This window comes from Acuticoccus kandeliae, from assembly GCF_003073115.1.
Genome location: NZ_QBBV01000001.1, coordinates 1,420,920 through 1,442,727, shown reverse-complemented (window position 1 = coordinate 1,442,727; position 21,808 = coordinate 1,420,920). Strand labels below are relative to the sequence as shown.

The 21,808-nt window shown below is 69.0% G+C and carries 18 protein-coding genes; 7 read left to right on the top strand and 11 right to left on the bottom strand.

From position 1 onward, the window contains the following. Positions 1-84 precede the first annotated feature (84 nt). Positions 85-1,734 (bottom strand): formate--tetrahydrofolate ligase, encoded by a 1,650-nt coding sequence (locus tag DBV35_RS06605; protein ID WP_108659395.1) that lies wholly within the window; start codon positions 1,732-1,734, stop codon positions 85-87. A gap of 979 nt (positions 1,735-2,713) precedes the next feature. Between DBV35_RS06605 and DBV35_RS06600 the strand changes: the two genes are divergently transcribed. Continuing rightward, positions 2,714-3,850: a family 8 glycosyl hydrolase gene (locus DBV35_RS06600; protein WP_108659394.1), complete on the top strand. Its 1,137-nt coding sequence runs from the start codon at positions 2,714-2,716 to the stop codon at positions 3,848-3,850. A 73-nt stretch (positions 3,851-3,923) separates the two neighbouring features. On the opposite strand, the gene DBV35_RS06595 is transcribed toward DBV35_RS06600, so the two are convergent. The 4 genes from DBV35_RS06595 to DBV35_RS30975 all read right to left on the bottom strand — a co-directional run bounded on the left by DBV35_RS06595 (position 3,924) and on the right by DBV35_RS30975 (position 7,192). Further along, positions 3,924-5,327 carry an NAD(P)(+) transhydrogenase (Re/Si-specific) subunit beta gene (locus DBV35_RS06595; protein ID WP_108659393.1) on the bottom strand — a complete coding sequence of 468 codons (1,404 nt, stop codon included), beginning with the start codon at positions 5,325-5,327 and terminating at the stop codon, positions 3,924-3,926. Positions 5,328-5,418: 91 nt separating this feature from the next. Continuing rightward, on the bottom strand, positions 5,419-5,814 hold the full coding sequence (locus tag DBV35_RS06590; RefSeq protein ID WP_108659392.1) for a proton-translocating transhydrogenase family protein: 396 nt from the start codon (positions 5,812-5,814) through the stop codon (positions 5,419-5,421). A gap of 12 nt (positions 5,815-5,826) precedes the next feature. Next, positions 5,827-6,975, bottom strand: a complete 1,149-nt coding sequence (locus DBV35_RS06585) for an NAD(P) transhydrogenase subunit alpha (protein ID WP_108659391.1) — start codon at positions 6,973-6,975, stop codon at positions 5,827-5,829. Between the two features lie 43 nt (positions 6,976-7,018). Next, a complete protein-coding gene (locus DBV35_RS30975) occupies positions 7,019-7,192 on the bottom strand; it encodes an aa3-type cytochrome c oxidase subunit IV (RefSeq protein ID WP_205648488.1) in 174 nt (57 codons plus the stop codon). A 344-nt stretch (positions 7,193-7,536) separates the two neighbouring features. Here DBV35_RS30975 and DBV35_RS06575 point away from each other — a divergent pair, with 344 nt between their 5' ends. The 5 genes from DBV35_RS06575 (at position 7,537) to DBV35_RS06555 (ending at position 14,061) form a co-directional block, all read left to right on the top strand. Then, complete coding sequence (locus tag DBV35_RS06575; RefSeq protein WP_108659389.1) at positions 7,537-9,033, top strand: FAD-linked oxidase C-terminal domain-containing protein; 1,497 nt, start codon at positions 7,537-7,539, stop codon at positions 9,031-9,033. Positions 9,034-9,165: 132 nt separating this feature from the next. Beyond that, positions 9,166-10,350, top strand: a complete 1,185-nt coding sequence (glcE, locus tag DBV35_RS06570; protein WP_205648487.1) for a glycolate oxidase subunit GlcE — start codon at positions 9,166-9,168, stop codon at positions 10,348-10,350. 106 nt (positions 10,351-10,456) lie between these two features. Next, positions 10,457-11,071, top strand: a complete 615-nt coding sequence (locus tag DBV35_RS06565) for a DUF4870 family protein (protein WP_108659388.1) — start codon at positions 10,457-10,459, stop codon at positions 11,069-11,071. Between the two features lie 61 nt (positions 11,072-11,132). Beyond that, positions 11,133-12,581: a heterodisulfide reductase-related iron-sulfur binding cluster gene (locus DBV35_RS06560; RefSeq protein ID WP_108659387.1), complete on the top strand. Its 1,449-nt coding sequence runs from the start codon at positions 11,133-11,135 to the stop codon at positions 12,579-12,581. A 109-nt stretch (positions 12,582-12,690) separates the two neighbouring features. Then, the gene (locus DBV35_RS06555; RefSeq protein ID WP_108659386.1) at positions 12,691-14,061 is read left to right on the top strand and encodes an amidase; all 1,371 of its coding nucleotides are present in this window, start codon (positions 12,691-12,693) and stop codon (positions 14,059-14,061) included. 55 nt (positions 14,062-14,116) lie between these two features. Here the strand turns inward: DBV35_RS06555 and DBV35_RS06550 are convergent, their stop codons facing one another. Next, positions 14,117-15,058: an OmpA family protein gene (locus tag DBV35_RS06550; RefSeq protein WP_157961608.1), complete on the bottom strand. Its 942-nt coding sequence runs from the start codon at positions 15,056-15,058 to the stop codon at positions 14,117-14,119. Between DBV35_RS06550 and DBV35_RS29990 the strand changes: the two genes are divergently transcribed. Then, positions 14,981-16,348 (top strand): hypothetical protein, encoded by a 1,368-nt coding sequence (locus DBV35_RS29990; RefSeq protein WP_117434471.1) that lies wholly within the window; start codon positions 14,981-14,983, stop codon positions 16,346-16,348. The two genes, DBV35_RS06550 and DBV35_RS29990, sit on opposite strands and share 78 nt — an antisense overlap. Before the next feature lie 356 nt (positions 16,349-16,704). On the opposite strand, the gene DBV35_RS06540 is transcribed toward DBV35_RS29990, so the two are convergent. From DBV35_RS06540 to DBV35_RS06520, 5 genes are all read right to left on the bottom strand, one after another. Beyond that, positions 16,705-17,046 (bottom strand): hypothetical protein, encoded by a 342-nt coding sequence (locus tag DBV35_RS06540; RefSeq protein WP_108659384.1) that lies wholly within the window; start codon positions 17,044-17,046, stop codon positions 16,705-16,707. A gap of 84 nt (positions 17,047-17,130) precedes the next feature. Further along, on the bottom strand, positions 17,131-18,549 hold the full coding sequence (gene lpdA, locus DBV35_RS06535) for a dihydrolipoyl dehydrogenase (protein ID WP_108659383.1): 1,419 nt from the start codon (positions 18,547-18,549) through the stop codon (positions 17,131-17,133). Positions 18,550-18,585: 36 nt separating this feature from the next. Further along, the gene (glyS, locus tag DBV35_RS06530) at positions 18,586-20,745 is read right to left on the bottom strand and encodes a glycine--tRNA ligase subunit beta (protein WP_108659382.1); all 2,160 of its coding nucleotides are present in this window, start codon (positions 20,743-20,745) and stop codon (positions 18,586-18,588) included. Between the two features lie 119 nt (positions 20,746-20,864). Then, positions 20,865-21,464: a trypsin-like serine peptidase gene (locus tag DBV35_RS06525; protein WP_108659381.1), complete on the bottom strand. Its 600-nt coding sequence runs from the start codon at positions 21,462-21,464 to the stop codon at positions 20,865-20,867. A 9-nt stretch (positions 21,465-21,473) separates the two neighbouring features. After that, positions 21,474-21,785 (bottom strand): hypothetical protein, encoded by a 312-nt coding sequence (locus tag DBV35_RS06520; protein WP_108659380.1) that lies wholly within the window; start codon positions 21,783-21,785, stop codon positions 21,474-21,476. Positions 21,786-21,808 lie beyond the last annotated feature (23 nt).

The following is a 21,808-nucleotide window of genomic DNA, read 5'->3' as shown; positions in this document are numbered from 1 at the left end:
TTTTTATCGGCGTCCGCCGGGCCGGGTGGCGGACGCGCACGTTTATTTCGCTCCGGCAGACATAACCAACATGATCAGGCCAGACTATGAAAGCCCCGTGATCCTCCCATCGACGACGTCGATGTGCTCCGCGGCCGGGTGACGCGGGAGGCCCGGCATCGTCATCACCTCGCCCGTGAGGGCCACGACGAAGCCCGCGCCGGCCGAAAGGCGCACCTCGCGGATCGGCAGCGAGAAGCCTTTCGGCGCGCCGAGCTTGGTCGGATCGGCAGAGAAGGAGGATTGCGTCTTCGCCATGCAGATCGGCAGATCGCGGAAGCCCGCCTCCTCCCACTGCGAGAGCCGCTCGCGCACGCCGGGCGCGGCGACGATCTCGCCGGCGCGATAGATCGAGCGGGCGACCGTCTCGATCTTGTCCCAGAGGGGCATGCGGTCGGGGTAGAGGACGGAGAATTCGCTTGGCTCGGCGGCGAGCGCGATCACCGCCTCGGCGAGCGCCGTCGCGCCCTTGCCGCCCTTCGCCCAGTGCTCGCACAGGATCGCCTCGACGCCGAGCGCCTCGACGCATTCGGCGACGGTGGCAAGCTCCGCCTCGGTGTCGGCGGTGAAGCGGTTGATCGCGACGACCACAGGCACGCCGAACCCTTTGACGTTCTCCACATGGCGCACGAGGTTCGCGGCCCCCGCCTTCACCGCGGCGACATTCTCGGCCTGGAGTTCGCCCCGCGGGATGCCGCCGTGCATCTTCAAGGCCCGCACCGTCGCGACCACCACGGCAGCGGACGGGGCGAGCCCGGCCTTGCGGCACTTGATGTCGAAGAATTTCTCCGCGCCGAGATCGGCCCCGAAGCCCGCCTCGGTCACCACATAGTCGGCAAGGCCGAGCGCCGCCTTGGTGGCGATCACGCTGTTGCAGCCATGGGCGATGTTGGCGAACGGGCCGCCATGGATCAGCACGGGCGTGCCTTCGAGCGTCTGGACGAGGTTCGGCAGCACCGCGTCGTTGAGGAGCGCGGCCATCGCCCCCGGCGCGCCGATCTCCTCCGCCTTCACGAGCGAGCCGTCGGCCCGCGCGCCGACGCGGATCTCGCTGAGGCGCGCGTGGAGGTCGGCCTTGTCGCGGGCAAGGCACAGGATCGCCATCACCTCGGAGGCGACGGTAATGTCGAAGCCCGTCTCGCGCGTAACCCCGTTCGCCCGCCCGCCGAGGCCGACGACGGTGTTGCGCAGCGCGCGGTCGTTCATGTCGAGCACGCGGCGCCAGGTGATCCGCCCCGGATCGATCCCGGCCGCGTTCCCCCAGTGGATGTGATTGTCGAGCATCGCGGACAGGAGATTGTGCGCGGAAGTGATGGCGTGGAAGTCGCCGGTGAAGTGGAGGTTGATGTCCTCCATCGGGATCACCTGCGCATAGCCGCCGCCGGTCGCCCCGCCCTTCACGCCGAAGCAGGGGCCGAGCGAGGGCTCGCGCAGGCACGCGACAGCGTTGGCGCCGACCTCGCGCAGCGCGTCGGTGAGGCCGACGGTGGTGGTGGTCTTCCCCTCCCCCGCCGGCGTCGGGCTGATCGCGGTCACGAGGATCAGCTTGCCATCGCCCCCCGAGGGCGGGTTCGCGAGCTTCGCCTTGCCCCGGCCATAGGGGATGATGTCGTCATCCGTGAGCCCCAGGCGGGCCGCGATCTCTCCGATCGGACGCAGCGTCGCGCGCTGGGCAATGGCAAGGTCAGTCGTCATGTCGTCTCCGCATTCCTGTCGCCGCGCACGATCACAGCCCTTCGGACCGGTTTCAACCGAACGCGCCGGAATTCCCTGACGAAGTATTCTCAGGAATTTCCATCATCCAATTCGCATCAAGGGCCTCAGAGAAACTCGGAACATTTTCCCTGATACTAAGCGCCTTCCGCCCCGACGGTCTCAACATCGGGTAGAGACGCTTCACCAAAGTCGAGGCTGCCGAGAATTTCAGCCCGCGTCGCGCCGATGCCGGCTGGCGGCACCGTCTCGCATGATCGGCGGTGGGGACGGGCGGGAGGAGCATCAGCGACTTCATCACCGCGCGCGCGGTGTTCTCAGGTTGGCCTCATCGGTCGGTCTCGTCGACGCACCGCCGGGGGCGGGCGCGATCGCACTCACACGTTTGTTAACAAGGCTTGGAAGCCGCCGCCAGTGGCCGACGGCGCCGCGATCCACCGCCGGTCGCGCGCGCGGACGCGGCGGCCCGGCCCGGCGCCGGCCGCACGGCCCCGCCGGCTGCCCGGCACAGGACACAAAGCCGCGCAGAATCCCACACGCGCCGGGCTCAGACGCATTCACCAAGCCGGGCGGCGATACAGGTCGCAGAAATTATCCACACAACGAACAAACTTTCAGTTGAATTTTTGCTCAGGATTTGGTTCTTATGGGGCTGACATTGCAGACCAACTCCGCGCTCGCCCTCGTGGCGAGCGTTTTCTTGTCCGCCACCCGCTTCGCGCGCCGGACGCGATCGTCGGCAAGGCCTCCCCACAATACATCAGCCGTAAAATTGCACGACGCCTGTAATTTCGGCGATCTTTATTTACACCCTCGTCAATTTATCTATTAACACATCTGTTAGGCAGAGATCGAAGCTTCGAAGATAAGTCTGATATACAGAGAGACGCGCCGAAATCGGTCCGCTTTTTCGACGAGATCCGCGTTTCCACCATGAGTTTGCGTGGTGGAGTTGTGTATCATGGTCTTCAAGGCATTCGGTCGGACCTCATTTCTGGCAATCCTCGCGGGGGTTATTTCAACGGTCATCGCCCCTGCCCCGTCGACGGCCAGCTCCCTCGGGGCCCCGGCGGTCGCGACAACCATCGGCGCTGCCGAGTGGCGCGCCTACGCCGCGAACTTCATCGACAGGTCCGGTCGCGTGATCGATCGCGAGAAGGGCGGCGTGTCGCACAGCGAGGGCCAGGGCTACGGCCTTCTCCTCTCCGTCTATGCCGACGACCGGGCGACGTTCGAGCGCATTCTCGGCTTCACGATGGCGCGGATGCGGCGCGGCGACGGGCTGATCTCTTGGCTCTACGATCCGCGCCAATATCCGGCGATCGCCGACACGAACAATGCGACGGACGGGGACATCCTCATCGCCTACGCGCTGTCGGTCGCTGCGGTGAAGTGGAACGACGCGCGCTTTCTGAAGACCGCGATGCCGCTGATCGACGCGATCGGCCGGCACCTGCTCGATGACCGGAATGGCGTGGTGCGCGTGCGCCCGGCGATGTTCGGCTTCGAGGCGCCCCATCATGTCGACGGGCCGGTCGTGAACCTCTCCTACTATGTCTACGGCGCGTTCCTGCTGTTCGATTCCATCGACGATCGCCACCCCTGGGGTGAGGCGTGGCAGAGCGGGCTGCAGATGACGCTCGCCGCCCTCACCGGGCGCGAGGGGCTTGCCCCGGACTGGATCACGCTGCGCCGCGACCGCTTCATGGCCCCGGCCTCCGCCATGCCGCGCAAGTCCTCCTACGACGCGGTGCGGATCCCGCTCTACATGGCGCTCGGCGGGCGCGTGCCGGGTCAGTATTTCGCGCCCTTCGACAATGCGTGGAACGTGCGCGGCAACCGTGCGCCGAAGGACTATGACCTCGCCGCCGACCGCGCGGTGATGGACATGAACGACACCGGCTACCGGGCGATCGCGGCGCTCGCGGCCTGCGCGGCGCGGGGCCGGCCCGTCCCGACGGCGCTCCGCCGCTACCGCACGACGACCTACTTCGCCTCTTCGCTCCACCTCCTGACGCTCGCGACGCTGCGCAGCACCTACCCGGACTGCATGCGCAACGAGGGCCAGCAGCTGAGCGCCGCCCGCCTCCCCCGCTGAGGCGGGACGCCCATACGAAAACGGCCCCGGCGCGGGTGCGCCGGGGCCGTTTCGCTGCTGCCGCGCGGGGCGGTCAGAGCGACTTCACGATCTCTTCGACCATCTTCTTGGCGTCGCCGAAGAGCATCATGTTGTTGTCCTTGTAGAACAACGTGTTGTCGATGCCGGCATAGCCCGACCCCAGCGAGCGCTTCACGAAGAGGACCGTCTTCGACTTGTCGACGTCGAGGATGGGCATCCCGTAGATCGGCGAGGACGGGTCGTCGCGCGCGGCCGGGTTCGTCACGTCGTTGGCGCCGATGACGAAGGCGACGTCGGTCTGCGCGAACTCGGAGTTGATGTCCTCAAGCTCGAAGACCTCCTCGTAGGGGACCTGCGCCTCGGCGAGGAGGACGTTCATGTGGCCGGGCATGCGGCCCGCGACCGGGTGGATCGCGTACTTCACTTCCACGCCCTCGGCCTTCAGCGTGTCGGCCATTTCGCGCAGCGCGTGCTGGGCCTGGGCGACCGCCATGCCGTAGCCGGGGACGATGATGACCGAGCCGGCATTCTTCATGATGAAGGCCGCGTCCTCGGCCGAGCCCTGCTTCACGGTGCGATCGCCGAGATCGCCGGCCGGGCCCGCGCTCTCGCCGCCGAAGCCGCCGAGGATCACCGAGATGAAGGACCGGTTCATGCCCTTACACATGATGTAGGACAGGATTGCACCCGAGGAGCCGACGAGCGCGCCCGTGATGATGAGCGCGGTGTTGCCGAGCGTGAAGCCGATGCCGGCCGCCGCCCACCCCGAATAGGAGTTCAGCATCGACACGACGACGGGCATGTCCGCGCCGCCGATCGGGATGATGATGAGGCCGCCGAGGATCAGGGCGAGAATGGTGATCGCCCAGAAGAAGCCGCGCTGGCCGAGCACCGAGTCGGTCTGCACGAAGAGCACGACCATCACGATGAGGCCGATGAAGATCGCCGCGTTCAGGATGTGCCGGCCCGGCAGCATGATCGGCTTGCCCGACATGCGCCCGTCGAGCTTGGCGAAGGCGATGACCGATCCGGTGAAGGTCAGCGCGCCGACCGCGACGCCGATCGACATCTCGATGAGCGAGGCGCCGTGGATGTGGCCGGGGAGGCCGATGCCGAAGGCTTCGGGCGCGTAGAGCGCGCCGGCGGCGACGAACACGGCGGCAAGGCCGACCAGCGAGTGGAAGGCGGCGACGAGCTGCGGCATCGCCGTCATCGGGATGCGGCGGGCGATCACCGCGCCGATGCCGCCGCCGACCGCGATGCCGGCGATGATCAGCACCCATCCGGTGATGTCGGGCAGGCCGAGGGCAAGCGTCGTCACGACGGCGATGCCCATGCCGATCATGCCGAAATAGTTGCCCTGGCGGGAGGTCTCCGGATGCGAGAGCCCCCGAAGCGCCAGAATGAAGAGAACCCCCGAGACGAGGTAGAGGATGGCGGCGAGGTTGGCGGTCATCGCGCTGTGACTTCCTTGGCCTGGAGTGCGATCGCAGGGCTAACGGCGCGGCCCGTCATGGCGCGGGCCGCGGTCGGGTTGGTCCGCTCGCTCATTTCTTCTTCTTGTACATCGCCAGCATGCGCTGGGTGACGAGGAAGCCGCCAAAGATGTTGACGCTCGCCAGGACCAGCGCGAGGAAGCCGAAGATCTTCGCCCAGATCGCGCCTTCGGCGTCGGCGAAGGAGACGCCGGTCGCGAGCAGCGCGCCGACCACGATCACCGAGGAGATCGCGTTGGTGACGCTCATCAGCGGCGTGTGGAGGGCCGGCGTCACCGACCAGACCACGTAATAGCCGACGAAGATCGCGAGGACGAAGATGGAGAGGCGGAAGATCGTCGGATCGATCGCCCCGCCCGTCGCGGCGGACACGGCCTCGGCCGCGACATCGGCCGCGTGGGCTGCGGTGTCGGCGGTGGCGGCCGCTTCTTGTGCGTACGCTTTCATGGCAGGTCCTTGTCAGGCAGCGCTCTGGGGCGCGGCGCCACCGAAGCGTTCATGGACGAGCGCGCCGTCCTTGGTGAGGAGCGTCGCGGTGAGCAGCTCGTCGCTCCATTTCGGCGCGAACGACTTCGTCTCCTTGTCGACCAGCACGGTGTCCACGAAGGTGAAGAGGTTCTTCGCGTAGAGGAGCGAGGCCGTGGTCGGGATGCGGCCCGGCACGTTGAGGTGTCCGACGATCGTGGTCGGGCCGACGGTGACGACCTCGCCCGCGACCGCGCCCTCGACATTGCCGCCGCGCTCGACCGCGAGGTCGACGATCACGGAGCCCGGCTGCATCGAGGCGACCATCGCCGCCGAGATCAGCTTCGGCGCCGGACGGCCCGGAATGAGCGCGGTCGTGATGACGATGTCCTGCTTGGCGATGTGGGAGGCGACGAGCTCGGCCTGCTGGCGCTTGTAGTCGTCGCTCATCTCCTTGGCGTAGCCGCCGGCGGTCTCGGCCTGCTTGAACTCGTCGTTCTCGACGGCGACGAACTTCGCGCCGAGCGAGGCGACCTGCTCCTTGGCGGCCGGGCGCACGTCCGTCGCGCTGACGGCGGCGCCGAGGCGGCGCGCGGTCGCGATCGCCTGGAGGCCGGCGACGCCCGCACCCATGACGAAGACCTTCGCGGCCGGAACCGTGCCGGCGGCGGTCATCATCATCGGGAAGGCGCGGTCGAACACGGACGCGGCCTCGATCACGGCCTGGTAGCCGGCGAGGTTCGCCTGGCTCGACAGGATGTCCATCGACTGGGCGCGCGTGATGCGCGGCATCAGCTCCATCGCGACGGCGGCGACGCCCGCGTCGGCCATCGCCTTCAGCCCGTCGGCGTCGCCATAGGGATCGAGCGCGCCGATGACCATCGCCCCGCGCTTCATCGCGCCGAGGAGGATCGGGGTCGGGCGGCGTACGGTGAGCACGATGTCGGCGCCGGAGACGGCGTCGGCGCCGGTGGCGGCGATCGTCGCGCCGGCATCCTGGAAGGCCTGGTCGGTGACGCGCGCGGTCGCGCCGGCGCCGGTCTCGATCACGACCTCGGCGCCGGCATTCACATAGCGCTTCACCACATCGGGCGTCGCGGCGACGCGCGTATCGTCCGCTTCAGCGGCTACGGCGATCTTCAAATTGGCCCCCAATCATTGGAGAGAGTCGTTAGTGGGCAGGTCGTCAGACGAGGAAGAACAACATGCCAAAGAGCAGGATCGCGACGAGAATGATCGTCCACTTCGCGCCGTTGAGGAACGCCTCATACGTGCGCTCGTGCTCCGCGAAGTCGATCTGCGGGATCTCGCCGCTCGCGTTCGGGTCGATGTCGTGAGTGTGCTGAACTGCCGCCGACACGCCAATTCTCCTCTGGCCTGAATTCAGGGTGGGTTCTAGTCGTAAGGTGCGGAGGTGGCAACAAACTCCGGGCCACTTCCCATAGAGTTTCGACATTCCACAATCGTTCGCATAGATTTTCGGATGCATCGCGGCCGATATGTTGCGTCGCGTCAAATGTTGCGGCGCAACTTGTCACATATTGGACTGCCGAAACGAGCCGCACGGCGATGTTCGCAGGCTGAGCGGGCGCCGGGCTGGCCCGGTCACGATGGGCCCATACACAATGTGGGCACCGAGGGCCGACGCGCTTGCCTTCTCGGCGCCGCCGCGTCAGCCTCGCACCAACGATAAGGGAGGCCACGATGTCCGGACTGGCGATGCCGGCCCTCAACCAGGCGACGCTCGCCCGCCGCGCCGAGATCGTCGCCGCCTTGCGCGCGATCATCCCCGGCGAGGGCACGGTGGACGATGAGACCGGCATGCGGGCCTACGAGACCGACGGGCTCACCGCCTACCGGCAGATGCCCTTCGTCGTCGTCCTGCCCGAGACGGTCGAGCAGGTCGCAGCGGTGCTGCGCTATTGTCATGAGAACGAGATTCGCGTCGTCCCGCGCGGGGCCGGCACCTCGCTCTCCGGCGGCGCGCTCCCCCTCGGCGACGCGGTGCTGATGTCCATGATGCGCTTCAACCGCATCCTCGACATCGACTACGCGAACCGCAGCGCGACGGTGCAGCCGGGCGTCACCAACCTTGCCATCACCCAGGCCGTCTCGCACGAGGGCTTCTACTACGCGCCCGACCCCTCTTCGCAGATCGCCTGCTCCATCGGCGGCAATGTCGCGGAGAATTCGGGCGGCGTGCACTGCCTGAAATACGGCCTCACGACCAACAACATTCTCGGCCTCGAGGTGGTGACCATCGAGGGCGAGGTCATCCGCATCGGCGGCAAGCATCTCGACCAGGAAGGCTATGACTGGCTCGCCTTCATGGTCGGCTCGGAGGGGCTCCTCGGCGTCGTCACCGAGGTGACGGTGCGCATCCTGCGCGCGCCGGAGACCGCGCGCGCCGTCCTCGTCGGCTTCCCCGACACCGAGGATGCGGGCGCCTGCGTCGCCGCCATCATCGCCGCCGGCATCATTCCGGGCGGCATGGAGATGATGGACAAGCCCGCGATCCACGCGGCGGAGGATTTCGTCCACGCCGGCTATCCGCGCGACGTCGAGGCCCTCCTCATCGTCGAGCTCGACGGGCCGAAGGTCGAGGTCGACCATCTCCTGGAGCGGGTCGAGGGGATCGCCCGCAAGTTCGGCGCGAGCCACGTGCGCGTCTCGCAGTCGGAGGCGGAGCGGGCGACCTTCTGGGCCGGGCGCAAGGCCGCCTTCCCCGCCGTCGGCCGCATCTCGCCGGACTATATGTGCATGGACGGGACGATCCCGCGCCGCGAGCTGCCGCGCGTCCTGAACGGCATGGCCGAGCTCTCCAAGAAGCACGGGCTGCGCGTCGCGAACGTCTTCCACGCCGGCGACGGCAACCTCCATCCGCTCATCCTCTTCGACGCCAACGCCCCCGGCGAATTGGAGCGGGCGGAGGCGTTCGGCGCGGATATCCTGAAATTGTGCGTCGAGGTCGGCGGCTGCCTCACCGGCGAGCACGGGGTCGGCGTCGAGAAGCGGGACCTGATGCCGGAGATGTTCACCGAGGACGATCTCAAGCAGCAGCAGCGCGTGAAGTGCGCGTTCGACCCGAACCACCTCCTCAACCCCGGCAAGGTGTTCCCGACGCTCCACCGCTGCGCCGAGCTCGGCCGGATGCACGTCCATCACGGGAAGCTCCCCTTCCCCGACATTCCCCGCTTCTAGCGGCATGGCGCGCGCCCCGTTCGATCGGCGCGCCCCTTTATCCACGCCGGGATCGGCCCCGCTGCCCCGAAGAACAAGGCGCGGGCCCGCGAATCCGATAAGAGCGAAGATGTGCGTTGAGGAGACTGAGGGTTGGGCGGAACGCTGACGCCACGCACCTCCGAGGAGGTGAAGGAGGCCATCAACTGGGCGATCAGCGCCCAAGAGCCGCTCGAGATCGTCGGCAACGGGACGAAGCGCGCCATCGCGCCGCCGCGCCAGACCGCCTACACGCTCGACGTCTCCGGTCACGCGGGCATCGTCGCCTACGAGCCGGAGGAGCTCGTCCTCACCCTCCATCCCGGCACCACGATGCGCGAGCTCGCCGAGGCGATGGAGGCGAAGGGCCAGATGTTCGCCTTCGAGCCGCCCGACCTCTCCCCCCTCCTCGGCGTCGATGGCGGCGCCACCTTCGGCGGCACCTTCGCGACCAATTTCGCCGGCCCCCGCCGCCTCACCGCCGGCGCCGTGCGCGACCACATGCTGGGCGTCCACGCGGTCTCCGGCCGTGGCGAGACCTTCAAGGCGGGCGGGCGCGTCGTGAAGAACGTCACCGGCTACGATCTCGCCCGCGCGCTCTGCGGCTCGTGGGGGACGCTCGCCGTCGCGACGGAGCTGACCGTCAAGGTTCTCCCGCGCCCCGAGACCGAGATCACCCTCCTCCTCACGGGGCTTGACCCCGAGCGCGCGGTCGCGGCGATGGCGCGCGCGATGGGCTCCTCCGGCGACGTCTCGGGCGCGGCGCACCTGCCGGCCGACGTTGCGCCGGACGGGATCGACGGTCCGGTGACGGCGCTGCGCCTCGAGGGTTTCGGCCCCTCCGTCGCCGCGCGGCGCGACCATCTCTCCAAGCTCCTCGCAGAGCACAGCCTGTCGGTGCTGGAGGTCGACGCCTCCCGCGCCCTCTGGCGCGCGGTGCGGGACGTCACCCCCTTCGTCGGCACGCCGCACGTCGTCTGGCGCGTCTCGGTCGCACCGACGGCGGGGCCGGAGGTCGCCGCCGCCGCCCCGCCCGGAAGCCGCATCCTCTTCGACTGGGCTGGCGGGCTCCTCTGGATCGAGACGCCCGCCGTCGGTGACGGTGGCGAGGCCGCGATCCGGGCGACGGTGATGGCCTCGGGCGGCGGTCACGCAACCTTGATCCGCGCCCCCGCCTCGCTGCGCAGCGCCGTTCCGACCTTCCAGCCGACGGCGCCGGCGCTCGAGGCGCTCAGCGAACGGATGCGCAACGCCTTCGACCCACAAACTATTTTGAACCCTGGCCGCATGGCACGTTAAGGTGGATGACGCGATGCTTCGACGTCGACGCAACGCTAACACGGCCACGATCATTGTTCCGGCGATGAACGAGCACACACCGCGCCGCCCGAGGTCAGGGTCCAGCGTGCCGAGCGTCGGTGCGCGCGGCGACGCGCGCGATGAGGCACCGTCGACGCCGCCCGCGCGCCGGAGCGCGACCCCCGCCGCCGGCCGCGCGGGTCACGCCGACGCCGCCTCCGTCCCGGCCGAAACGCCCCCCGCCATCGACACGACCCCCTCCGTCGAGGCCGCAACCCCGCGCAAGGGTGCGAAGGCCAAGGCGGGCGCGAAGGATGCCGGCGCGACGAACGGGAAGAGCGCGGGCGGCGAGACGGGCGGCAAGCGCGCGGCGTGGGACCTCTTCCGCGTCCGGCCGAGCGTCGTGAACGTGAAGCTGATCTACTCGGCCTATCTCGCGAGCCTCGCCCTGCCGCTGGTCGCGATCATCGGCGTCCTCTACGCGCACCAGGCGCTGCGGGCGAACCCGTCCGCCTGGCTCGCCTCGCACTACACCTACCAGGTCCGGACCTTCTGGATCGGGTTCGCCGCGAATGTCGTGGCGCTCATCCTCTCCTTCGTCGGGATCGGCCTCCTCCTCTACCCGCTGATCGCGGTCTGGGTGGTGGCGCGGTCGGTGAAGGGGCTCATCAATGTCGCCCAACGCGTCGAGATCGAAGACCCGAACGGATTCTTCATCTAAGCTATGTCCAACGCGGAACGCGAAACTGGAACAACAATAAATTCCGCAATAGCTTGAGCGCATGCAGACTCATTTCACGGCCGAGCAGCTCGCCGATCCGCACATCCAATCCTGCGACAAGGTCCTGCGAGCCTGCGTTCATTGCGGGTTCTGCACGGCCACCTGTCCGACCTTCGTCCTCCTCGGCGACGAGAGGGACAGCCCGCGCGGGCGGATCTATCTGATCAAGGACATGCTGGAGAAGGACCGGCCGGCGACCGAGGCGGACGTGCGCCATGTCGACCGCTGCCTCTCCTGCCTCGCGTGCATGACGACCTGCCCCTCGGGCGTCCACTACATGCACCTCGTCGACCACGCCCGCACGCACATCGAGAACACCTACAAGCGCCCGCTCGGCGACCGGTTGATCCGCGAGATCCTGGCGTTCGTCCTGCCCTATCCGCGCCGCTTCCGTGCCGCCCTCTCGATGGCGCGCCTCGCCCGCCCCTTCGCGCGCCTCGCCCTCCCCGACCCGAACCGGCCCGCGACGCGCCCGGTCGGCTCGAGCCGGGCGGGGAACGAGAACCGCGCCCTCGCCGGCCTCGCCGCGCCCGCCACCTGCAACACGCAGCGCACGGTCGCGCCGGTGCCGAACCTCATGACGCGCCTCGCCGCGATGCTCTCCCTCGCGCCCGGCGGCCTGCCGCCCGCGCCGGTCGCGACCGCCGGCAGCTACCCCGCCAAGGGGCCGCGCCGCCAGCGCGTCGCCCTCCTCACCGGTTGCGCGCAGAGCGTGCTCGCCCCCTCGATCAACGCGGCGACGATCCGCCTCCTCAACCGCGCCGGGGTCGAGGTGGTGCTGCCGAAGGGCGAAGGGTGCTGCGGCGCGCTCGTCCACCACATGGGGCGCGAGCACGACGCGCTCGACGCCGCGCGCCGCAATGTCGACGCCTGGTGGGCCGAGCGGGAGAGCCGCGGGCTCGACGCGATCGTGATCACCGCGTCCGGCTGCGGCACGACCGTGAAGGATTACGGCTTCATGCTGCGCACCGACCCGCTCTACGCGGAGAAGGCGGCGACGCTGTCGGCCATCACGAAGGACATCACCGAGCTTCTCGGCGGGCTCGATCTCGGCGCGCCGAGCCGCGCGACGCCGATCTCCATCGCCTATCACAGCGCCTGCTCGATGCAGCACGGGCAGAAGATCACGCGCCTGCCGAAGGCCCTCCTCGCCGCCGCCGGCTTCGACGTAAAGGACGTGCCGGAGGGGCACCTGTGCTGCGGCTCGGCCGGCACCTACAACATCATGCAGCCGGCGATCGCGGCGCGCCTGCGCGAACGCAAGCTCGCCAACATCGACACGACGCGGGCCGAGCTGATCGCGACCGGCAATATCGGCTGCATCACCCAGCTCGGCAGCGACACGCGGCCGGCCGTCCACACGATCGAGCTCCTCGACTGGGCCTATGGCGGCCCGATGCCCCCTACGGCCGACGGCGTCCTCATAGAAACCCCGCGCGCGAACGCCTGATCCGGGCCCGATAGGCGCCCGCGCGGGCGCACAAGGGGCCACGTCCCTGTGTACAGCCCGTTCGGGCTTGCTCTAAGGAGGAGTCCCAATCTTCAGGGGGTTTCTCCGCGTGACCGACCTTTCACCCGACCGCGCCGCCGATCTTGCCGCCGCGCCGCTCGCCCGCGCCTATCTCACGGGCGATGCCGACCCCGTCGCCGTGACCGAGGTTCTCCTCGATCGCATCGCGGCGGCACAAGGCTCGGCCGTCTTCCTCGCCGTCACCGCCGAGCGGGCCCGGCGCGAGGCCGCGGCGTCACGTGCGCGCTACAAGGACGGTCGTCCCGCCTCCCCGCTCGACGGCGTGCCCGTCGCCTGGAAGGACCTCTTCGACATGGAAGGCGAGGTCACGACGGCGGGCTCGGCGCTTCTGCGTCACGCCGCCCCCGCCGAGAAGGACGCGCCGGTCGTCGCCCTCCTCGCCGCCGCCGGCATGGTCGCGCTCGGCAAGACGAACCTCACCGAGTTCGCCTTCTCCGGCCTCGGCCTCAACCCGCACTACGGCACCTGCGCCAACCCGCACGACGAGAACACGCCGCGCGTTCCGGGCGGCTCGTCCTCCGGCTCCGCCGTCGCCGTCGCGGCCGGGCTCGCGACGACCGCCATCGGCTCCGACACCGGCGGCTCGGTGCGCGTGCCCGCCGCGCTCAACGGCATCGTCGGCGCGAAATCCTCCGAAGGGCGGATCAGCAAGGACGGGGTCATCCCCCTCTCCTACTCGCTCGACACCGTCGGCGGCCTTGCCCGCAGCGTTGAGGATTGCGTCCTCCTCGACGCGGCGATGCGCGGCGCGCGCCCGACCGTCACGCGGGCGGAGATCAGCCGCCTCCACCTCGTCGTGTGCGAGACGCTCTTCCTCGACGATTGCGAGCCGGCGGTGATCGACGCCTTCGAGGCGGCCATCAAGCGGCTCGAAAAGGCGGGCGCGACCGTCTCCACCCGCCAGGTGCCGGAAGTCGGCGAGGCGGCGCGCATCATGGCCGACAACGGCACGCTGACGGCGGTCGAGGCGTACGACTATCACCGCGACCGGGTCGACGGGTCGGACGTCGAGGAGATGGACGGCCGCGTCGTCGCCCGCATCCTGCGCGGCAAGTCGATGACGGCGCACGACCTCCTCACCGTGATCCGCGCCCGCAAGCACCTCGCCGCGACGCTGAAGGCCTCGCTCGACGGCGCCTACCTCGTCGGCCCGACCGTGCCGCACGTCGCGCCCGAGATCGGCCCGCTCGATGAGGACCCCAACCTCTTCAACACGGTGAACCTCAAGACGCTGCGCAACACGATGGTCGGCAACTTCCTCGACCTGCCGGGCGTCGCGATGCCGATGTCGAGCCGTTCGCCGCTGCCGGTCTCCTTCCTCATCTCGGCGAATGCCGGCGAGGACGAGGCCGTCCTCGGCGCCGCGCTCGCCGTCGAGGAAACCGTCCGCAGCGAATAAAAGAAAAGGGCGGGATTGCTCCCGCCCTTTCCAACTCCTGGCCTGATCGGCGCTCCTACTCGACGAAGGCCTGCTCGTCCTCTTCATCGAGGCCGGCGATCTCGTCGTCGGTCGAGAGCAGCGGCGTGATGCGACGGATCGCGACGCGCCGGTTGACCTGGCTCGGGCCGTCCGTCTGCTCCTTCAGATACTGCTCGCCAAAGCCCTGCGAGACGAGGTTCTCCGGCGGAATCTCGAAATACTCGGTCAGGATCGTCGCCACGGACTCGGCGCGACGGTCGCTGAGTTCGAGATTGTAGATGTCCGAACCCACCGCGTCGGTGTGACCCTCGATGAGGAACACTTCCTGCGGGTTGTCGGCCACCGCCTCCTCGATCGCCGCGCCGATCACCTCGAGCGTGTCGATCTGGTCGGTGGGCACCTCGGCCGAACCGGTCTCGAAGGTGATCGTGTCGATGTCGACGCGGGGCATGTAGTCACGCAGCGACTGATTGAAGAGCACCTGGTTGAGCGTATAGGTCCGGTCGAGTTCGGCGACGGGCTCGGCTGTGACGGCCTGGTAGACCTGCTCCACCGGGGCGCGCGACGGCTCCACGATGTACTGCGTCTGCGGGATGTTCACCGTCACCGGCCGCACGTCGACGATCACGTCACGGTCGCCGCCCCACCATTCCGGCATGTTGTTGAACAGCGTGTAGGTCGTGCCGTTCGGCAGCTCGCGATAGCGGCGGATCGGCACGCCATAGCGGTCGCTGATCGTCACGATGCGGACGTCGTTGCGCACGATGACCGTCTGGGTCCAGCCATTGTTGTAGCCGTAGATGTCGTACGCGTCGGCGCGCCAGCGGAAGCGGTTCGGGTGCGCGTTGACGACGAACGGACGACCCCAGGGCTCGTAGACCACGCGGTCACGGCCGCGGTGGATCACATCACCCCGATCGAAGAAGGGGCGGTCCCAGTAGTCGTAGCGGCGGTCGTCGCGGCGGCGCTCGGCCACCTGACGGCGCTCCCACTCCCGCACGCGGGCATCCCGCTCGCGGTCGCGCTCACGACGGCGGTCGGCCACCTGCTGGTCGCGGCGGAACTCCTGGCGCAGCTCCTGGCGGCGGTCACGCAGCTCCGCGGCGCGACGATCGGCGCGGCGGTTCTCCTCGCGCAGATCCTCCGCACGGGCACGCTGGACCTCGCGGCGACGCTCGAGACGACGGTCCTCCTGGCGCTGCTCGCGACGTTCTTCCTGACGCGCGGCCTCGCGGCGCTCCTGGCGCTGGTCACGGCGCTGCTCCTCGCGGGTAGCCTCGCGACGCTCGTCACGGCGCTGTTCACGACGCTGCTCCTCACGGGCAGCCTCGCGACGCTCGTCACGGCGCTGCTCACGACGCTCTTCCTGACCGGCCTGGCGGCGGCGCTCCTCGCGAAGCTCGTCGAGGCGGCCTTCGCGCGTGCCCTGCTGACGGTTGCCGTTGCGCTCTTCGTTGCGATTGGCCTGACGCGGCTCGGTGAGCGGGGTCGGGACCGGGTTGCGGTTGCGCTCGATCTCGGCCTGACGCTCGCGCTGGCGGCGGCGCAGCTCCTCTTCGGTCACATTCTGGCGCTCGCGCTGGTTCGCATCGCGCGTCGCCTCGTTGCGCTCGCGCTGGCGGTCGGCCTGGCGCTGGCGCTGCTGCTCGGCCTCACGCTGCTGCTGCTGGTCAGCCTGACGCTGACGCTGGCGCTCGGCCTGACGCTCACGCTGCTGGTCGGCCTGGCGCTGCTGCTGCTGCTCGTTGCGACGCTGCTGCTGCTGTTCGGCCTGGCGGGCACGCTGCTGCTCGGCCTGACGCTCACGCTGCTGCTCGGCGCGACGCTGCTGCTGCTGCTCGGCCTGGCGGGCACGCTGCTGCTCGGCCTGACGCTCGCGCTGCTGCTCGGCGCGACGCTGCTGCTGCTGCTCGGCCTGACGGGCACGCTGCTGCTCAGCCTGACGCTGGCGCTGCTGTTCGGCCTGCCGCTGCTTCTGCTGGTCGGCCTGACGCTGCTGCTGTTGCTGTTGTTCGGCGCGGCGCTGCTGGCGCTGCTGATCGGCCTGGCGCTGCTGACGCTGCTCCTGGCGTTGATCACGCGTTTCCTGTCGCTGCTTCTGGCGGTCCTGCGCGCGATCCTGGCGCTGCTGACGCTCTTGCTGCTTGCGGCGCTTCTGCTCTTCCTGCGATTCCTGGCCCTGTGCCAGAATCACATCGGAACTCGCGACGTTCGCAAGGTCCGGTCCGGCCAAGCGGGCCGAAGCCGGGACACTTGTCGCGGCTAGCCCTGCGGCCAAGGCCCATGTCAACACATGTCGCATCTGCCCATCCTTTCGCATTGCGCTGATGCCAATTTAGGCAGCGCGGATGTATGCACTCTGAATACGGCGCTCATCTTCGCTTCATCCCCGAGGGCCGGATCGCCGCGTTCCATGGAATTCGGCGGCGGAGCCCGAGACGGATGACGGGCCGGTCGGAAGTGGTGGGCGTCGTCTCCAGATGCACAGAGTGGCGGCAACGGCTGAAACAACCAATCGTTCCGCTGGTTGTACAAATGCTTACGGCCACGGGGGCTCTCCGCCCCCGTGGCCGTAACGATGATCAACCCGCCGCAACCGGCGGATGGACTTGGAAAGCGGGATCAGTTCCCGGTCAGCGGCGTCGGCACCGGGCGACGGTTCGCCTCGAGCTGCTGCTGGGCCTCGGACTGACGGCGCAGAAGCTCCTGGCGGGCCTGCTCCTGGCGGGCGGCCTGGTTGCGGTCACGCTGGGCTTCGCGGGCCTGCTGGTTGCGCTGGGCTTCGGCCTGACGCTTGCGGCGCGCCTTGTCCGGGTCCTGCGCCTGGGCGACGACGATGCTGGCCTCAGCCTGCGCGCTCTCCCCAGGAGCCGGCTTCTTGTCGGACCCGCAATCGGCGTACACGGGAGCCGACAGAAGCGTCGCCAGCGTGACAGCGAGGCCGAGTTTGAACGTCTTGCGCATGGTCAGATCCTTTCGTTTCTCCACCCGTCCTAGTTCGCCCGAATGTATGGCGCCTGAACGTGGCAGACGGATGGCACCCTGCGCTCAGATATGGATCGCACGTCCGTACGCGTCGAGCACCGACTCGTGCATCATTTCCGAAAGGGTCGGATGCGGGAAGACGGCGTGCATCAGATCCTCCTCGGTCGTCTCGAGGTTCATGGCGATGACGAAGCCCTGGATCAGCTCCGTGACCTCGGCCCCGGCCATGTGCGCGCCAAGAAGCTCGCCCGTTTCCGCGTCGAACACCGTCTTCACGATGCCCTCCGGCTCGCCGAGCGCGATCGCCTTGCCGTTGCCGATGAACGGGAAGCGGCCGACCTTCACCTTGCGCCCGCCCTCCTTGGCCTTCGCCTCGGTGAGACCAACGGACGCAACCTGCGGCTGGCAGTAGGTGCAGCCGGGGATCTTCAGCTTGTCGAGCGGGTGCGGGTGGAGGCCGGCGATCGCCTCGACACAGACGACCCCCTCGTGCTCGGCCTTGTGGGCGAGCATCGGCGGGCCCGCGACGTCGCCGATCGCGTAGATCCCCTCGACGTTCGTGCGCCCGTACCCGTCGATCACGATGCAGCCGCGATCGGTCTTCACGCCGAGCGCCTCGAGGTTGAGGTTCTCGATGTTGCCGACGACGCCGACCGCCGAGATGATCTTGTCGCACTCGCGCGTCTCGGTCTTGCCGCCGGACTCGATGGTGGCCTTCAGCGTCTTGCCCTTGTTGACCTTGGTCACCTTCGCGCCGGTGAGGATCTCGATCCCCTGCTTCTCCAGGCGCTTGCGCACGTGGGCGGCGATCTCGGCATCCTCGACCGGCAGGATCTGGTCGAGCACCTCCACGATGGTCACCTTCGCGCCCATCGAGTTGAAGAAGCTCGCGAACTCCACTCCGATCGCGCCCGAGCCGACGACGAGGAGCGTCTTCGGCATCTCCTTCGGGACCATCGCCTCGAAATAGGTCCAGATCTGCTCCTTGTCGGGCTCGAGGCCCGGCAGGACGCGCGGCCGCGCGCCGGTCGCGACGATGATGTGCTTGGCGGTGTAGGTGCCGCCCTTCAGCGCCCCCTTCGGCGGCTCGGGCGCATCGGCGACGCTGACGGTGCCGGCCTTCTCGATCTTCGCCGTCCCCCAGATCACGTCGACCTTGTTCTTCTTGAGAAGGAAGCCGACGCCGGTGTTCAGCTGCTTCGACACGCCGCGCGAGCGCTCCACGACCTTGGCGAGGTCGAAGGCGATGTCCTTCGCGGCGAGGCCGAATTCCTTGGCGTGCTTGAAGTGGTCGTAGATCTCGGCCGAGCGCAGCAGCGCCTTCGTCGGGATGCAACCCCAGTTGAGGCAGATCCCACCGAGATGCTTGTTCTCGACGATGGCCGTCTTCAGCCCGAGCTGCGCGGAGCGGATCGCGGTCACGTAGCCGCCGGGACCCGACCCGATGATGATGACGTCGTAGCCGGCGCCGTTGTCAGCCATGATTGTCCTCCGAAGGGTCGTCCGAAGACGGGTGGATTAGCCGGAGATGGCGGAGAAATCCGCCACTTGGAGTGCCGTTTCGCGCAGGGCAGCCAGAAGGCGGAGGCGGTTGAGGCGCAGCGCCGGATCCTCGGCGTTGACGAGGACGGTGTCGAAGAAGGTGTCGACCGGGCCGCGCAGCGCCGCGAGGGCCTCCATCGCGGCGGCGTAGTCCTCCCGCGCGACGGCGGCGGCGACGGTCTCCTTCGCGCCCGCGACCGCCTCGGCGAGCGCGATCTCCTGCGGCTCGACGAGGACCCCCGTCTCGAGCGCGCCCTCGACCGGCCCGTCCTTCTTCTCCTCGGCGCGCAGGATGTTGGTGGCGCGGCGATAGCCGGCCATCAGCGTCGCCCCATCCTCGGTAGCGAGGAAGTCGGAGAGGGCCGCGATGCGGTTCACGATGTCGACGAGGTCGATCGTGCGCAGGACCGGGATGATCGCGCGCACCGTGTCGGCCGAGACGCCGCTGTCGCGCTGCTGCACGATGAAGCGGTCGAGCAGGAAGTCGACGATGAAGGGTGCGGCGGCGATGTCGCGGCCCGCCCCGCCGGCGTCGCCGGTCAGTTCGGCCGCCATCGCCTCGTAGGTGTCGAGCGCGCGAAGCTGCGCCCAGGCCTTGCCGAGGATGGTCTCCCCGTCGGCGGCGAGCGGCAGGCGCAGGCCATTCGCAAGGATGAGGCGGATGATGCCGAGCGCGGCGCGGCGCAGGCCGAACGCGTCGCCCGAGCCGGTCGGCTTCTCGCCTGCGGCCCAGAGCGACACCAGCGAATCGATCTTGTCCGCGAGCGCGACCGCGACCGACACGCGCCCCTCGGGCACGGCGTCGTTGGGGCCGAGCGGGGCGTAGTGCTCCTCGATCGCGGCGGCGATCTCGGCCGGGCGCCCTTCGGCCTCGGCATAGCGGCGGCCCATATAGCCCTGAAGCTCGGGGAATTCGCCGACCATGCCGGTCGTGAGGTCGGCCTTCGCGAGGCGCGCCGCGGTCTCGGCCGTGTCGGGATCGGCGCCGACCGCGGGGGCGATCTCGCGTGCGAGCGCGGCGATGCGGTTCACCCGCGCCGCCTGGCTGCCGAGCTTCTCGTGGAAGGTCACGGCGGCAAGCTTCTTCGCGTGGTCGGCGAGCGGGGTCTTGCGGTCCTGCTCCCAGAAGAAGCGCGCGTCCGAGAGGCGGGCCTTCACCACGCGCTCGTTGCCCGCGACGATCGCCGCCCCGTCGTCCGGCGCGACGAGGTTGGAGGTCAGCACGAAGGCGTTGGCGAGCGCGCCCGTCGCGGCGTCGCGCGTGACGAAGCACTTCTGGTTCTCGCGGATCGTGAGGCGGATCACCTCGTCCGGCAGCTCCAGCGCCTTCTCCTCGAAGCGCCCGATCAGCACCACCGGCCACTCGACGAGGCCCGCGACCTCCTCGAGGAGCCCGTCATCCTCGACGAGGTCGAGGCCGAGCGCGTGGCAGGCGTTGCGCGCGTCGTGGACGATCTGGTCGCGCCGCCGGTCGAGGTCGACGACGACGAACGCCTTCTCCAGCGCGGACTTGTAGTCGTCGAGCCGGCGCACGCGGATCTTGCCGGGCGCGAGGAAGCGATGGCCGACCGTGGTGTCGCCGACCGGGACGCCCGGCAGGTCCACCGGCACGATGTCCGGATCCTCGTTCTCCGGCCCGAAGGTCGCGATGATGGAGGTGAGCGGGCGCACCCAGCGCAACGAGCCGGGATCGGCGGATTCGGCGCCCCAGCGCATCGAGACCGGCCAGGGGAAGCGGCGCACCGTGTCGGCGATTACCTCCGCCGCGATCGCGACCGTGTCGCGCCCCGCGATGGTGGTGCGGGCGACGTAGAAATCACCCTTCTTCGGATCACTCTCGACCGAAGCCTCCTCGATCGAAGACAAGCCGGCCGCGCGCAAAAACCCTTCGAGCGCCTTCTCGGGCGCGCCGACGCGCGGACCCTTGCGCTCTTCCTGCCGGTCGGGCGAGCGCGGCGGCAGGCCCGTGACGGCGAGCACCAGGCGACGCGGCGTCGCCGTCGCATACGCGCCCTCATAGGTGAGGCCGGCATCGACCAGCGCGCCGGTGACGAGGCGCGTCAGATCATTGGCCGCGCGGCGTTGCATCCGCGCAGGAATTTCCTCGCTCAGGAGTTCCAAGAAGAGTTCGGGCATCGTCTCGCCGGTGTGGATCGCTCTGCGGTCGGTAGCACCGGAGCGGGCAGCGTGAAACCCCCACCACCGCGCAGGAGATGCCCGTCGATCGGAATTCGCGCGGGCGAAGGCGGCCCGCCTCAGCGGCAGGCGGCGGCCGCCCCCTCCGGTAGGCGCGCGGCGATGGAGGTCTCGGGCGCGGACATCGAAATCACCCCCACCGCCTCCCCGGCCGCGTTCAGCACCGGCCCGCCGGAGGTGCCGGGGTCGAGCGGACAGTCGAGGAGCAGGAACTCCGGATCCTGGGCGGTGATCTTGCAGGAGGTCACCGTCTGCACGTGCGGCCGACGCCGCGCGTAGCCGACGACGGAGACCGTGTCGCCCTCCGCCACCGGCTTCGAGGGACCGGGCAGCGTCGCCGGCGCGTCCTTCGGCAGGCAGAGCGCCACGACGTCGCGCGCGATCTCGGCGAAACGGTCCGGGCTCTCGTGGAGCGCCCACTCCATCCGGTCGTAGCCGAAGAGGAGCTGCAGCGCGGCCGGGTCGATCTTGTAGAGACAATGCTCGGCCGTGATCGCGACGCGCGGGCCGACGGCGAACATCGTGCAATGGCGTGTGCGGTCGTAGCTCGCATGATTGGCGCGGCCGATGGCAAGGTTCGGGTCCGCCGCGGCGGACGGGGTCGCGAGCGCGCAAAGGGCCGCGAGGCAGATCGCGCGCGAGACGGCGGTGACGGTCAAGGGCGGGTCTCAGTCGAAGATGTGAAAGTCGATCGGCGGCTCATAGCATACGCCATTGACGGGGCATTTGGGCGTGTCGGACGTCGGCGCATATTCCGGCTTCGTCCACTGCCAGGGATCGCAGAAGCGCCGGTCGGCGACGAATCGGCGGAAGGTGTACTGGCCGGTGGTCATCACCACCGCGCCGTTGCGCTGGATCAGCGCGTTGACCTGGCGGCAGGTCATGCGGCGCGTGTCGGGCCGCGCGGCGTCGGCGATCTGCGGGGCGAGGACGACCGCGCCCATCAAGGTTGCGAGGATGATCCGGCACGCGCGTTGCATAGCGATCGCCTCCTTCTCACGGG